This is a genomic window from Fibrobacter sp. UWR3, from assembly GCF_900143055.1.
In the GTDB taxonomy this organism is placed as follows: Bacteria; Fibrobacterota; Fibrobacteria; order Fibrobacterales; family Fibrobacteraceae; genus Fibrobacter.
Map to the genome: position 1 here is coordinate 250,226 of NZ_FRCW01000001.1, position 14,049 is coordinate 264,274.

Sequence of the window (14,049 nt, forward strand, 5' to 3'; positions counted from 1 at the left end):
TGAAGGATGCATGATGTTTGATTTGAAGAGTTTTTTTGACGGCATGTCGAAGCCGCTGCTTCGCGATGTCCACGCTAGGGCCTACGGCAAGAAGGGCCTGTTGAATAATGCACTTATCCAGTCTGAAGTCTTGACCTATTTTTCGGATAGGGACCGTGTTGCCAAACTTTTTGCGCACATGGAACCGTGGCAGAAACGCTGCCTGAACCTTGTGTATCATAGCGCCTCGCGCGGGCTCACCTACAACGAGCTCCGCCTTACCGTACCCGTGGCGAAGAACAAGGAACTCCGCACGTTCCTCTTGCAGATGTGCCGCGAGTTCCTGCTGTGGAGGTCGCAGGCCTCGGGCGTTGCCGTGTACCACGGCTTTACCGATTTTGCGCACAGTTTCGAGATTGAACTGCAGGGCGCTCCCGAATCTTCGAAGCCCTACCAGGAATACGGTAGCCTGCTGGCATGGCATATCTGCCTCGTACTTTCGCTTGCCAAGCGCGGCGAACTGCGCGTGAACACGAACGGCACGCTGAACCGCCGCAGCTACCAGATGTGCATCGACGCTTTTACCGCCTCGGGGAAGGTTTCCGCGAAGGCGAGCGAGAACGAGCTCACCCTCATTTTCAGTTTCCTCACGCAGAGGGAATGGCTCGAACAGGAAAATTCGTTCCTGTACCCGTCGGAGGCCGCATACGAGTTCCTGCGCACGAGCGGTTTCCGCCTGCACCAGTACGTGCTTACGTGGTGGCTCGAGGTGCGTTTCCGTAACGATGCACTCCACCTGAAGCGCCTGCTGCGCTGCGTTGCCGAACCGCGCTGCGTGTGCGATGCGGCGTACCTGTTCTGGGTCATGGATCCTTCCTGCCGCATTCTCGAGTCGAACAGGCACCTCGCCTGGGAATACCTCCCGCGTCCCATGCGCGAACTCTGGCTCATCGGTCTCCTGAAGTTCCAGTTCGAGTCGGGCAAGGTGTCCGCGATTGCCGTGAGCGAAGTCGGAAGGGAATGGATGGCAAGCTCGGTACTTCCGCAGAACGAAGGGCAGGTGTCGATGCTCCCGAACTTCGACCTGGTGGTCAGCGCCTCCATGTCGCCGCAGTTGCTGTTTACGGTGGCATGCCTCGCGAAGGTCAAGAACGACGAGGCCTTCCTCTGCTTCAACTTCGAGAAGGAAACCTACATCGCGGGCCTCAAGAGCGACATTCCCGAATCGGACATGGAACAGCTTATCGCCTGGATCAAGCCGCCCGAGAACGTGCTCTCTACCTTCCGCGAGTGGAACGCCTCCTTCTACGGGGCGAAGGTGCGCACGGTGCGCCTCCTCAAGATAGATGACCTCAAGATATTGGGCGAGCTCACGCGCTTCCCGCAGTTCATGGAATGCGTCGAGGAGTATATCCCGGGTTACGGGTTCGTGCTCGACCAGAAGAAGGAACCCGCCGCGCTCAATATCCTGGAAAGTTTCGGGTACTGCCCGTTTGCCGACCGCTCCGCGAAGAAGCGCGACCACGCCCCGACCGACGAGTGGCGCAAGGAATTTGCGATTGCGTGGCCCGCCGAGGGCAACGTGGACTACGAGCTCAAGGACGACGTGGACGAGGCGACGGTGCAGTCGGCCCTTGATTCCACGAAGTACGGCTCCGTTTACCAGAAGCTCGATTCGTTCGACCTGGTGAAGGTGTTACGTTATGCGAAACTCACGGGCACCTACCTCGCGGCGAAGGTCAAGGACCCCGCGAAGCGTGCCGACAAGGTGCGCGAGCTGGTGTTCACCGTGCATGCGCTGCACCTCGCGAAGGCCCCCCTCAACGTGGAAATCCAGGAGAAGGGCGCCGAGGCGGGCATGCCGCTGCAGCTTTCGTTTATCCAAGAAATCAAGGTGATGCAGAAAATCGCGTAATGTTCTCGGCGCGGTTCAAGACTGCGTCAGGGGAGTGTCTGCGCGTAGCCCGCGATGTCCTTCATCTCGTCGAGCGTAATCTCGTCGTAGTAGGCTTCCATGTTGCGGTCTTCGTCGCCGAAGTTCATCTGGTACCAGAACGTGGGCATGTCCTCGCGTGCGCGCTGCCCTATGTAGATAGGCCTGCCGGAAGGGTTCACGTTTACGCGCATGCCGTCTTCGCCGTGGCAGGGCCTGCAGTTCTGGTAAAAGAGTTTTGCGCCGCGCTTGAGGTTCGCTCCCTTTATCTTGCCGTTCTTGTCGAGCAGCTTGTACACGAGGTAGGCCATGCGCTTGTCCTCGCGGGTGAGCGTGTCTCCTGGCGACCCTGGCTCCGGCGCGTTTACTGCCTGCGTGGCATCTTTAGTAGCGTCTTTAGCCGGCGCATTTACCACCGGCGCAGCATCTTTAGCAGCGTCTTGCGTAGGGCGTGCGACCGGCGCGACTCCCGGGGTATCCCCGGCAGTAACCGCAGCCGCCCCGTAGAGGGCGGCGAGGGTCCCCGCGATAAACGTCACCTTGCGCATCTGCATGCTGAGAATATAAAAAACACGCGGTCCGCGCAGTTTGTATCCTTGCAAGGTGCGGTTCGTATCCTTGCAAAGTGCGGCTCGTAAACCCGCGAGCCTGCTTGCCCGTAAAAGAACTTTCTACTTTATCCCGTATGAATACAAATATGTTCTTGTCGGTCGCCTTCGTGCTCGCCGCCACCGTATATGGAGGTGCTTCCATGCCCATCGATAAAGAGTCCTTCGCCCTGAACGGCCGCTGGTCCGTGCAGGATACTTGCCTGTGTGCAAGCGCCCCCGCCGTGTCGGTTGCCTTCAAGGCTGTCACGGGCGAGGTCACGTTCGACATAGAGGGCGAGGCGCGTTTCCTTTTCGAGATAGATGGCAAGCCGCAGAAGTATGTCACGGTTACCGACCGCAAGAAGCAGAAGTTTTCCACCCCGAAGGATGGCAAGCCGCATACCTACCGCCTTGTCAAGGTGAGCGAGTCCAACCCGGGCAAGTTCTGCATTCACGGTATCGACCTCGGGAAGAAGGGTTCCTTTGCCGAGAAGCCGAAGGCGTCAAGCCGCCGCATCGAGTTTATCGGGGATTCCTTCACGGTCGGGTACGGCGTGGAAGGCAAGGGTCCGGAAGACGGCACTCCGTTCGAGAAGACGAACGCTTCGAAGAGCTATGCCTTCATCCTGTCCGAAAGCCTCAGGGCGGATTACCACGTGAATGCCGTGAGCGGTCGCGGGCTCGTGCGCAACTACGCGAACATCGTCCCGGAATGGACGCTTGAAACTTTGTATGACTACACGATGATGGGCGTGCCCGAGCAGGACGCGAATACCGAGCGCTGGGATTTCGAGAGGTTCCATCCGCAGGTCGTGGTCGTGTTCGTGGGTATAAACGACTTCCAGGGCGAGCCCCCGTATGCGGACGTGGGCAAGTTCAAGCAGGCGTACGTGAAACTCCTGGATAGGCTCCGTGCGCTCCACCCCGGCGTGAAGTTCCTGCTCGTCGCGACGAAGACGTGGCCGAACGATGACCTGGGCGGCGTGGTCGAGGGCATCTACAATGACCAGGTTGCGGCGGGGAAGACCGACATTCTGTATAAGTTTGTTTACACTGAGAACACCGCACTGCACGGGCATCCGAGCGAAAACTCGCAGAAGGAACTCGCGAACACGCTGCGCCCCCTCGTTGCACGCCTGGGAGGGTGGCTTTCTCGCTAAAGTCTGTGCTTTTTTTCACATAATATTTTATCTTTATTCCTAAGGGTTATAGGAAGGAAGAACTTTATGTCCAGGATTATGGAAAAGATATACGCTCTCTTCAGGATGAATATCCTGATCTTCGTGTTGCTGGCGGCAACGGTTATAGCCCTTTTTGCCTACCAGAACGGTCTCGACGATATCGTGTTCCTGAACCTTTCCGACTATCCCTACGTGATAGCCGAGACGGACAGTGCCGACGGTGGCTCCTCGGCGGTGGCGATTTCGCGCACGGATTCCTCCATCATCGTGGACTACGAACTGAAGGAAGGCTATGCCTACCCGTATGCGGGCGTGAAGATTCTGCTTGGCGACGGCAAGACCAAGGGCCGCGACTTCTCCAAGTTCGATAGCATCTTCGTGTGGGTCAAGCCCCGCGGCGAAGGTACGGTGCGTATCTACTTCCGCGGCTACGATGCGGATTTTTACCGAGAAGGCGACGAGGGCTCGCTCAAGTTCAACGAAGTCGAGTTCTTCCCGCTCGAAGAGACTTACCCGGCTGTGTTCGTGCCGCAGGAATTCCGCGTGGCCTCCTGGTGGGTGGCCCAGAACGAGATTAACGTGCACAAGGCGCGCGTAGACCTCTCGAACATCCCGCTCATTGAGATCCAAACGGGCACGAATGCTCCGCTCGGTTACGGCACGCTCGAAATCCGCGGGTTCTGCTTCAAGGGCAAGAAGATTTCGAAGGTGGACCTCGTGACCATCCTCGTGGCGCTCTGGTTCGTGACCTTCCTCATCATCCTCGTCATCCGCTTCTTCGACTACAACCGCGAACGCGCGGCCAACCGCAAGAAGCAGGAAGAACTCGAGAAGTACCTGGCCGCCCTCGAGATCGAGAAGAGCGAGTACGAGAAGTCCAGCCGTACCGACCCGCTCACGGGTTGCCTCAACCGCGCCGGCTTCGGTAGCGTGCTCTTGCGCGAACAGGAAAACCTGACCAAGAATGGCAGTCCGGTCTCGTTCGTGCTCCTGGACATCGACCATTTCAAGGAAGTGAACGACACTTACGGCCACAACGTGGGCGACGAGGTGCTCGTGAACCTCACCAAGCTTATCCAGGGCAAGATCCGCAACAGCGACAGCCTGGTGCGCTGGGGTGGCGAAGAATTCGTCATCCTGTGTGGCGAGACGCCCATCCAGAATGCGCAGTTCCTGGCCGAGAAGCTCCGCGTGGCTATCGAGAACACGCAGCTCATTAGCCAGCAGCGCATCACCTGCTCGTTCGGCATTTCCGAGATGATTGCGGGCGAAGACCCGAAGCGCCTGTTCGAGCGTGCGGACAAGGCCCTGTACGCCTCGAAGGAAGGCGGCCGCAACCGCGTGACGAGTGCGACCTACCGGCGCCAGGCCCGCTAGCCTATGCCCCGCATAGCGACATTCCCGTTAGTCCTTGCGCTTGCCGCCCTGTTGCTCGCTTCGTGCGCGCACAAGGAGCCGGAGGTGGATTTCAAGCCCATCCAGCTCAACTGGCATGCCCTTTCGGAGGCCGCGGAGGCCCACCCCGAGAAGGATGCCTGCGTGATATCCGTCACATCGCTCCTGATGCGCGAGAAGGCCGTCCGGGAGTCGAAGTTCGAGTCCCTCGACTACGATGTCGTGTTCGATATCAAGGGCGAAAACCTCGAATTTAAGGGAATTTGCGCGAATTCCGGGGCGGAAGTTGCCACCGAGTGCAGGTTTACTGCCGTTTGCTCCGGTGCCGAAAAAGTCGTTGTAAATTTTCACAACGGAGACTAGTCGCGGCTACTACCTTTCGGGCCGCGATAGTTTTATTTTTAAGGTATTGGCAGACATTGCCTTACCTATTGTATTGTGGGATGTAACGACAAGGATAATTCTGTGAAACCGATTTTCGAATATACAGACTACCGTGAATGGATCCGCGACGCGTTTGATGACTTCAAACAGCGCAAGACCGTTATATCCTGGCGCTACATGGCAATGAAGCTCGGGGCCGACCCGGGCAACCTCCTCCGCGTATCGCAGGGGAAGATCCACCTGACACTCTCGCTCGTGAAGCCGATGGCCGAGTTCTTCGAGCTCGACGAGAAGGAGACTGCCTACTGGACGGAACTCGTGTGTTTTGGGCGCGCGAAGACCGATGCGGAGGCCTTGAACCATTACGAGAAGATGCAGATTCTGAAGGGAATCCCCCTGAAGAGGCTCGCGAAGAAGGAGCTCGAGTTCTACCGTCACTGGTACTGCAATTCTATCCGCTCGATTATCGGCATTTGCCGGTTCAAGGACGACTACGAGGGGCTTGCGGAGTGCTGTACGCCCCCGATTACGGTGGAAGAGGCCAAGAGCGCCGTAAAACTTTTGTATGATTTAAACATGATTTCGAAGGATAGGGACGGCTACTGGAAGGTGAACGACACCTTCGTGAGCACCGGTGGAAACTGGCGCTCCGAGGCCGTGCGTACGTTCCAGAAGGAAACTATCCGCCTCGCGGGCGAATCGCTCGAGCGCCACGCGCCGCCGCTGCGCGACATCAGCACGGTGACCATGACGTTCAACATGGACGATATTGCGCTCATCCGCGAAAAGATCAAGGAATTCCGTAGCGAACTGTTGCGCCTGTCGCAGGAAGGCGATGGCGACGATACGGTGTTCCAGCTGAATGTGCAGTTGTTCCCGATAGGGTTTGCGAAGAAATTGCAGGAGAAGGAAAAATGAAAAAGTTGCTTCTTCTAGTACCGGTTGCGCTTGCTACCTGGTTCTGCTCTTCTGCAACTGACGATATTGCGAAGGGCCCTGGCAGCGAGACCACTAACGGACTTGCGCTCGTTGACGGCAAGCCCGCATCCTACGCGTCTGTCGCATTGCGTAAGGTGGACTTCAAGGCGGCCCAGGCCGTGGAAGAAAATGCGCTTGTCGTGGCCGATGCGTATGCCGACGAGAATGGCCTGTTTGACGTGAAGGTTCCGGCCGATGGCAAGTACCGCCTGACCGTGGTTCACGATGGTGTCGCGTTCTCGAAGATTGTTTCCCGTAGCGACTTCGGCGAAAATGGCGCCGTGAACGATACCGTGAACCTGGTGGCGACAGCCCTGATGGCGGGTGTCGTGGATGTGCCCGAGGGCAGTTCCAACGTGTGGGTTGGCGTGCACGGTACCGACGTGCTCGTGAAGAGCGATTCCAATGGCTGGTTCGCACTCCCGTCGCTCCCGGCGAACGATTCTCTGCGCCTGTATTTCGTGGACGGCGACTACAAGGAATCCCTGGGTGAAGAATCCCTGTACCTGAAACCCCGCGAATCCGTGCTGAAGGACTACCGCGCCCCGAACCCTGACGAGGGGAAAATCGTGGTGCTCCAGAAGAATGGTTCCCCTGCCGCATACGCGACGGTCGCTCTCCGTGCAGCCGACGCGAAGGCCGAGAAGTTTGCAGTCCAGAATGCGATGGTGGATTCCGATGTCCGCACCGATGCGAACGGCAGGTTTACCATGGAATGGCCCGAGAAGGGGGAATACCGCCTGACGGTCGTTTCTGACGGGTTTGCGTTCTCGAAGGTGTTCGATGCGGAAGACCTGCCGGATCTCGATACCATATGGATTTCGGCGACCGCGTCTGTTTCGAGTAAAGTAACGCTCCGCACGGTGGATGAGTTCCTCTGGGTGGGTGTCTACGGGCTCGATGTGCTTGTGAAGACGAACGACGTGGGCGCCTACGTGCTCCCGAGCGTGCCTGCGGGCGATTCGCTCCCGATATACTTCGTGACTGCCGACAGCCTGAACAGCCTCTATGCGGAATGGAACACCGTGGCGGAATCCAACAGCACGCAGTTCCTGAACCCGGTGAAGGTGTTGCAGGATTTCGAGAATGGTGGCGAAGGCTGGTACCTGAATACGGATAGCCTTAAGAAGGGTACCGAAATCAAGCCTGCGAACAGCGTGAAGGAAGGAATCGTGTACGATTCGACCCGCAAGTCGAAGGTGTTCCACGGCACATACAAGCTCGCCAACGACGATTACGCCTGGGCGCTTGTGGGTACCGCGTTTGAGCACAACATGAAGTTCTCCGAAATCGATTCCGTGGTGTTCTATGCGAAGGGCAACGGCAACATAAGGCTTTCGCTCGAGAACTACATCGACCAGAGCAAGAACCTGAAGGCCGCCACCGAATGGATCCCGCTTTCCAAGGACTGGCAGCGCATCAGCGTGAACCCGGCGGAACTCTGCGTGGGTGCCGCGACGACGGAATCTTGCTTCACCTCGTGGAGCGGAGTCAAGAGCTGGGTCAAGCAGTTCCACATCTTCGTGCAGGACGGTTCCGAGTTTTACGTCGATGACGTGATTCTCTACGGCGCACTGTTCTAATACTCAATTGTCATTGCGGGCCTCGTAGAGGCGCGGCAACCGCGAACCTGTATTGTCATCCCCGCGCAGGCGGGGATCTCTTTTTTTATAACCATTTCAAGCCCTTTACCATTGTTTTTATGCCATTTTTAGGCTGTCTTTTAGGAAAAATGTTCCACACTTAGCTCAGAAGAGCCAAAAAGGAGTATATTTAATTAAAGGAGGCCCTATGAAAAAGATAACACTCATTCTTGCATCATTCCCTCTACTGCTGTGCTGTGCCTGCTCTGACGATTCGTCGAATGGTGCGACTGCGGAGATGGAAAATAGTGACAAGGCTTCCGCCTTGTCTACCAAAAGAGGGGCAAATGATTCCCTTGATTCTGCGGTGTCTTATGGAATAGTTCCTGTCGATACGGCGAAAAAATGCAACCCTCCTGCATCGACAGAATTGACGGACGATTACAATTGTATTGAGCCGTTGTCAAAGACGGAATATATTTTTAGGACAGAAGCTACGCCTCTGTACACGCCCTCGGTGGGCGAGAAGGTTCTTGGCTATATTAGTGCCTTCTATGAAGAAAACGGAATCCAGTATTCAGGGCGTGACGGTACGGGCGCCTACGGCGTTTATTATCGCTTGTTAGAAAAGGATGCGCAAAGGTATGTGGTGTGGCTTTGGAGCAATACGATGTACCAGGCGGAAGAAGCGTGCGTAAAGGATTTGATGTTCTTCCAGGAAAAATGTTCGCAAAACGTGGGCGAATTTGCAGATTATATCAAGGATGATTGTGCCGCAAAAACCCTGTCGCTGTCGTGTGTGATGCCCACGAATTCTGAACTAGGCGATAAGGACGTTCTTGATTCTATTGCCGCTGATTTGGATTCTTTTGTGCTTGAAAATTGGTCCACTCCGGTCAAGTCAAGGTTTGATGGGGATGAGTCTGCCGAAAGTGCTAGTTCGGCGTCACCGTAAATTGAAAATAATCATCTTTTTCCCATTATTCAAAGGCTCGCCCTGTTGTTAGGCGGGCCTTTTTTAAGTATCTTTGGGCTATGGAAAATCTTGAAAAGGAATCTGCCGTCGCGCAGGAATATCTCGCACGCGTTGCGAAAGAAGCGGAAGCGAAGTTTGATGAGCATCTTCCGCCCGAAAATGAGACTCCGTGCCGTTTGCACGAGGCTATGCGCTATTCGATGTTTGCTGGCGGCAAGCGCCTGCGCCCCGCCCTGGTCAAGGCGACCTTTGACATGTTCGGTGGCAAGGGCGACAAGGTGTGGCTCGCGACATCTGCACTTGAGATGCTCCACACGTTCAGTCTTATCCACGATGACCTCCCTTGCATTGATAACGACGATTACCGCCGTGGCAAGCTTACGAACCACAAGAAGTTTGGCGAATCGACTGCCGTGATGGCGGGCGATGCCCTCTGCGTACTCGCGTTTGAACTGATGGGCCGTGCGGGCGATGCCCGTGCAATCGAGGTGCTTGCCCACCTGCTGGGTACCTACGGCATGATCGGTGGCGAGATGACCGATATCGAGTGCGAGGGCAAGACGGTTGACCTCGAGACGGTCGACTACATCCACTACCACAAGACGGCGGCCCTCATCGAGGCGGCTCTCCAGGTGGGCGCGATGCTCGCCGGTGCCGACGACAAGTCCATTGCCGCCATCCGCAACTACGGGCGTTCCATCGGGCTTGCGTTCCAGATTGTGGATGACATCCTGGATATTGTCTCCACGACGGAGGAACTGGGCAAGGACGCCGGTTCCGATATCGAGAAGGGCAAGGCGACTTACCCCTCCATCGTCGGGCTCGAGAAATCCCGCGAACGCGCCCACGAACTCTACGAGGAATCGCTCAAGGCGCTTGAAGGCCTCGAGGGCGATACCTCCATACTCCGCTCTATTGCGGCATTCATCATTACCCGGGTCAAGTAATGGAACTTAAGGACGTAAAGTCTCCCCAGGACATTAAGCACTGTTCCGTCGAGGAACTGAACTGCCTTGCGAAGCAGGTGCGCGATACGATTATCGGGCAGGTTTCCAAGCACGGCGGTCACCTGGCTTCGAGCCTGGGGGTGGTGGAACTCACGCTTGCGCTGCACTACGTGTTCAACGCTCCCGAAGACAAGATTGTCTGGGACGTGGGTCACCAGGCGTACGTGCACAAGCTATTGACGGGCCGTTACGACCGGTTCGAGACGCTCCGCCAGCAGGGCGGCATCTCGGGCTTTTTGAAGCGTAACGAGAGCGAGTACGACTGCTTTGGCGCGGGTCATGCGACTACGTCCATCTCTGCGGCTCTCGGCTTTGCAGTAGCGCGTAACCACTTTAACCGCAAGAACAACGTGGTGGCTGTCATCGGTGACGGTTCCATGACGGGTGGCATGGCCTACGAGGCCCTGAACAACGCGGGCATCTCGAAGCAGAACATGACTATCATCCTGAACGACAACAGGATGAGCATCGCCCCGAACGTGGGCGGGTTCAGCAAGTACCTGAACCGCGTAATTTCGGACCCGGTCTACAACAAGATGCGTTCGGACCTGGACCGCCTGATGAAGCGCCTGCCGGGCGTGCTCGGTAGCCGGTTCCGTGACCTGTTCTTGCAGGTGGAGTCCGCCGCGAAGAACGCGGTGAAGCCGGGCGCCTTCTTCGAGGACCTGGGCATCCGCTACTTCGGCCCCATCGACGGTCACGACATCAACGAGCTTATCATGATTCTCGAGCGAGTGAAGTCGCAGCCCGGCCCGTGCATTGTGCACGTGCTTACCGAGAAGGGCCGCGGTCTCGATGCCGCCGAGAAGAACCCGACCAAGTTCCACGGTACGGGGCCGTTCGACCCCGAGAGCGGGCTTCCGCTTTCTCCGGGCAGCCCGAACCCCTCGCTCACGAGCGTGTTCGGCAAGACGCTCCTGGAACTTGCGAAGAAGGACAACCGCATCATGGGCATTACTGCCGCGATGCCTACGGGCTGCGGCATGGACATTGTCGCGAAGGAACTGCCCGACCGCGTGATAGACGTGGGCATTGCGGAAGAGCATGCGGTGACGTTTGCCGCGGGCCTTGCCTGCGATGGCGTCGTGCCCGTGGTCGCAATCTACTCGAGCTTCATGCAGCGCGCCTACGACCAGATTATGCACGATATCGCGCTCCAGAACCTGCATGTGGTGCTGGTGCTCGACCGCGCTGGCCTTGTGGGTGCCGACGGCCCTACGCACCATGGTGCATACGACCTTTCGTTCCTGCGCACCGTGCCCGGGCTTACGCTCATGGCGCCCAGTAACGAGAACGAACTTAGGGATATGATAACTGCCTCCATCGACATGGAAGGCCCTGTCGCTATCCGCTATCCCCGCGGGACGGCTCTTGCCGAAACGCTCAATCCCCCTGCAGGCCCCTTCGACGCGAAACTCCCGAAGGTGCTCGAACAGGGCAAGGATATCCTGCTCCTCGGGGCAGGCTTCATGACAAACGAACTCAAGAAGACTGCGAAGGTCCTTAAAGAAAACGGCTACAATCCCACGCTTGTGGATGCACGAATCATAAAGCCGCTCGATACGGAAACCTACCGCAGCCTGTTCGAAACCCACAAGGTCATTGTCACTCTGGAAGACAATACCCTTATCGGCGGATATGGTTCCGCCGTGATGGAACTCATGGCCGATCTCGGAATTACGGACAAGAAGTTGTTCCGCTTCGGGCTGCCGGACCGTTTTGTGGAACAGGGCGAAATCCAGAACCTGTACAAACTCTTGAAAATTGACGGTGAATCCGTCGCCAAGCAATTGATGGAAAGACTATGAGCGAAGAAAACAAGCGCACAGTGAGATCGACTCTTACCCGCAAGTTCGGGGTGAGCGAGAAGAAGGACGAACGCCGCCCGCGCAAGGACGACGGTGAAGGCAAGAAGTTCGGTGACCGTCCTACCTTTGGTGGCCGTAGCGATGGTGAACGCGCCGGGTTCCGTTCGGACCGCCCGCGTGGCCTGCGTGAAGACGGCAGCAAGCGCGAGGAATTTGGCAGGCGTGGCGAAGGCGATGGACGTTTCGACCGTGAACGCCGCCCGCGCCGCTTTGGCGACCGCCCCTTCGGCCGTCGCGAAGGTGGACGTTTCGGGGACCGTTTTGGCAAGCGTGGCGACCGCCCGTTCCGCAGTTTTGACGGTGCGGAGAACGCTCCGGTTTACCGCCAGCGCCCCGAGCAGAAGGAGGCCGTTATTGACGAGAACATTGACGAGGCCGCACTCGAAGCCCGCGCCGCCCAGGCAGAAACAGCTCCGGAAAGCGCCGGCAACCCGCCTTGGTTCCGCAAGCTCCTCGCCATCACGACCGAGAAGGGCCGTGAACGCGAAGGCCGATTCCTGGGCGAAGGCGTGCACGTTGTAGACGAACTTGTCACCAAGCACAGGGAAATCGTCATTGCCATCTACGTGGCCGAGGACTTCGAGAACGAAGCCCTCATCGAGAAGATTAACGATGCCGACATTACCATCCACGTGCTGGAAGCCGACAAGATGAAGCAGATTTCCTCCACGGTCACGACGCAGGGAATCATTGCGCATTGCCGCATCGCGAACACGAAGCCCGTTTACGAGGCGAGCCGCAGCGTGATTACGCTCGTGGATGCAGTGCAGGATCCGGGTAACCTCGGTACGCTCTTCCGCACGAGCCTCGGGTTCGGTTCCGACGGCATGGTGCTTGGCCGCGGTACGGTGAGCCCGTTCAACCCGAAGGTGGTGCGCGGTTCCTCGGGAACGTTCCTGCGCGTGCCCTTCGAGTTCGATATCGACCTCATCGACCATATCAACTTCCTGCGCAGCAAGGGCTACACGATTATCGCGACCGACCTGCATGCAAAGCAGACGCTTCGCGACATTCCCGCACGCAAGCTTCGCAAGATGGCTTTCCTCGTGGGTAACGAGGGCGCGGGCACAAACCCGTACTTCATCGAGATTGCCGACGAGACGGTGAAGATCCCGATGAGCAGCGAGCTCGAATCCCTCAACGTTTCCGTGGCTCACGGCATCCTCAGTTACGAGGCAGCCCAGATCCAGGAGGAACTCAAGTAATGGCGAATTTCCATACACGTCTCGAGCAGCGTATTGCCCAGTGCGGCAACCCGGTGTGCCTCGGCATGGACCCGGTGCTCAAGCTTATCGACCCGTGCTGCCCGCAGGGGAGTGCCGAAGAGAAAATCAAGCGCTTCTATTCCGAAATTCTGGAAGAGGCGCTCCGGCGTGGCGTTACGCCCGCGGTGGTGAAGCCGAACAGCGCTTACTACGAATGCGTGAGCGTGCAGGCGATGCTTGTGCTGCAGCAGTTGATTGCCGACTACAGGAGTGCGGGCATTCCCGTGGTTCTCGACGCGAAGCGCGGCGATATCGGCAAGTCGAGTGCGGCATACGCGAACGCGGCCTACGATGTGTATGGTGCAGACGCGGTTACGGTTTCGCCCTGGATGGGGTCCGATTCCGTTGGCCCGTTCATCCGCGAGAATTCCGAGAACGGCGCGTACGTGCTGCTCCGTACGAGCAACAAGGGTGCGCACGATTTCCAGGACATGACCGTTGTCCGTAGCGATGACCCGCGCGACAATGCGCAGGCGTTCTACTCCGTTGCCGACAAGATTATGGAATGGGACGGCAGTCTCGGTTACCTGGGTGCGGTCGTGGGCGCGACTCACCCCGAGGAACTCGAGCAGATTACCGCCTACACGGTCGCGAAGAAGCACGAAATCCCGTTCCTGATTCCGGGCGTGTCTATCCCCGGTGTCCCCGGTGGGCAGGGCGGCGATGCGAAGACGGTACTTACCGCAATCGCGAACGGTGGCGGCAAGCGCAAGTTCCACGTGCTCAACAGCAGTAGCGGTCTCAACTTTGCATGGCAGCGTAGCGGCAAGCCCGAAAACTTCGCGGTCGACTGCATCGATGCGCTCGAAAAACTCGCCGAGGCCTGCAATTTTTAGAATGTGTAATGTGGAATGAGGGATGTGTAATGATTGATTTTCCATTTCACACTTCACATTTCACATTGTTTTAT

General features: G+C 57.5%; 12 protein-coding genes. 11 read left to right on the plus strand and 1 reads right to left on the minus strand.

The window, feature by feature from the left end:
• Positions 1-10 precede the first annotated feature (10 nt).
• A complete protein-coding gene (locus BUA44_RS01220) occupies positions 11-1,894 on the plus strand; it encodes a hypothetical protein (RefSeq protein WP_254794648.1) in 1,884 nt (627 codons plus the stop codon).
• A gap of 26 nt (positions 1,895-1,920) precedes the next feature.
• On the opposite strand, the gene BUA44_RS01225 is transcribed toward BUA44_RS01220, so the two are convergent.
• Positions 1,921-2,466, minus strand: a complete 546-nt coding sequence (locus BUA44_RS01225) for a c-type cytochrome (protein WP_072807744.1) — start codon at positions 2,464-2,466, stop codon at positions 1,921-1,923.
• 131 nt (positions 2,467-2,597) lie between these two features.
• Here BUA44_RS01225 and BUA44_RS01230 point away from each other — a divergent pair, with 131 nt between their 5' ends.
• The 10 genes from BUA44_RS01230 (at position 2,598) to pyrF (ending at position 13,975) form a co-directional block, all read left to right on the plus strand.
• Positions 2,598-3,662: an SGNH/GDSL hydrolase family protein gene (locus tag BUA44_RS01230; RefSeq protein ID WP_083579414.1), complete on the plus strand. Its 1,065-nt coding sequence runs from the start codon at positions 2,598-2,600 to the stop codon at positions 3,660-3,662.
• Between the two features lie 66 nt (positions 3,663-3,728).
• Positions 3,729-5,060 carry a GGDEF domain-containing protein gene (locus tag BUA44_RS01235; RefSeq protein WP_072807746.1) on the plus strand — a complete coding sequence of 444 codons (1,332 nt, stop codon included), beginning with the start codon at positions 3,729-3,731 and terminating at the stop codon, positions 5,058-5,060.
• 3 nt (positions 5,061-5,063) lie between these two features.
• A complete protein-coding gene (locus BUA44_RS01240; RefSeq protein WP_072807747.1) occupies positions 5,064-5,441 on the plus strand; it encodes a hypothetical protein in 378 nt (125 codons plus the stop codon).
• Positions 5,442-5,543: 102 nt separating this feature from the next.
• Positions 5,544-6,380: a TIGR02147 family protein gene (locus BUA44_RS01245; RefSeq protein WP_072807748.1), complete on the plus strand. Its 837-nt coding sequence runs from the start codon at positions 5,544-5,546 to the stop codon at positions 6,378-6,380.
• On the plus strand, positions 6,377-8,023 hold the full coding sequence (locus BUA44_RS01250) for a carboxypeptidase-like regulatory domain-containing protein (RefSeq protein WP_072807749.1): 1,647 nt from the start codon (positions 6,377-6,379) through the stop codon (positions 8,021-8,023). The genes BUA44_RS01245 and BUA44_RS01250 overlap by 4 nt, the downstream gene beginning before the upstream one ends.
• Positions 8,024-8,231: 208 nt before the next feature.
• Complete coding sequence (locus BUA44_RS01255) at positions 8,232-8,978, plus strand: hypothetical protein (protein WP_072807750.1); 747 nt, start codon at positions 8,232-8,234, stop codon at positions 8,976-8,978.
• Between the two features lie 80 nt (positions 8,979-9,058).
• Positions 9,059-9,946: a polyprenyl synthetase family protein gene (locus BUA44_RS01260; RefSeq protein WP_072807751.1), complete on the plus strand. Its 888-nt coding sequence runs from the start codon at positions 9,059-9,061 to the stop codon at positions 9,944-9,946.
• Positions 9,946-11,814: a 1-deoxy-D-xylulose-5-phosphate synthase gene (gene dxs / locus BUA44_RS01265; protein WP_072807752.1), complete on the plus strand. Its 1,869-nt coding sequence runs from the start codon at positions 9,946-9,948 to the stop codon at positions 11,812-11,814. The genes BUA44_RS01260 and dxs overlap by 1 nt, the downstream gene beginning before the upstream one ends.
• A complete protein-coding gene (locus BUA44_RS01270) occupies positions 11,811-13,079 on the plus strand; it encodes a TrmH family RNA methyltransferase (protein ID WP_072807753.1) in 1,269 nt (422 codons plus the stop codon). Before dxs ends, BUA44_RS01270 begins: the two co-directional genes overlap by 4 nt.
• Positions 13,079-13,975: an orotidine-5'-phosphate decarboxylase gene (gene pyrF / locus BUA44_RS01275; RefSeq protein ID WP_072807754.1), complete on the plus strand. Its 897-nt coding sequence runs from the start codon at positions 13,079-13,081 to the stop codon at positions 13,973-13,975. Before BUA44_RS01270 ends, pyrF begins: the two co-directional genes overlap by 1 nt.
• Positions 13,976-14,049: the final 74 nt, after the last annotated feature.

What these genes read in the sequence shown, in the direction of transcription:
- BUA44_RS01250 (WP_072807749.1), top strand. Translation starts at nt 6,377, where the DNA reads ATGAAAAAGTTGCTTCTTCTAGTACCGGTTGCGCTTGCTACCTGGTTC.
- BUA44_RS01235 (WP_072807746.1), top strand. Translation starts at nt 3,729, where the DNA reads ATGTCCAGGATTATGGAAAAGATATACGCTCTCTTCAGGATGAATATC.
- BUA44_RS01255 (WP_072807750.1), top strand. Translation starts at nt 8,232, where the DNA reads ATGAAAAAGATAACACTCATTCTTGCATCATTCCCTCTACTGCTGTGC.
- BUA44_RS01225 (WP_072807744.1), bottom strand. Translation starts at nt 2,466, where the DNA reads ATGCAGATGCGCAAGGTGACGTTTATCGCGGGGACCCTCGCCGCCCTC.
- BUA44_RS01230 (WP_083579414.1), top strand. Translation starts at nt 2,598, where the DNA reads ATGAATACAAATATGTTCTTGTCGGTCGCCTTCGTGCTCGCCGCCACC.
- BUA44_RS01240 (WP_072807747.1), top strand. Translation starts at nt 5,064, where the DNA reads ATGCCCCGCATAGCGACATTCCCGTTAGTCCTTGCGCTTGCCGCCCTG.
- BUA44_RS01220 (WP_254794648.1), top strand. Translation starts at nt 11, where the DNA reads ATGATGTTTGATTTGAAGAGTTTTTTTGACGGCATGTCGAAGCCGCTG.
- dxs (WP_072807752.1), top strand. Translation starts at nt 9,946, where the DNA reads ATGGAACTTAAGGACGTAAAGTCTCCCCAGGACATTAAGCACTGTTCC.
- BUA44_RS01260 (WP_072807751.1), top strand. Translation starts at nt 9,059, where the DNA reads ATGGAAAATCTTGAAAAGGAATCTGCCGTCGCGCAGGAATATCTCGCA.
- BUA44_RS01270 (WP_072807753.1), top strand. Translation starts at nt 11,811, where the DNA reads ATGAGCGAAGAAAACAAGCGCACAGTGAGATCGACTCTTACCCGCAAG.
- pyrF (WP_072807754.1), top strand. Translation starts at nt 13,079, where the DNA reads ATGGCGAATTTCCATACACGTCTCGAGCAGCGTATTGCCCAGTGCGGC.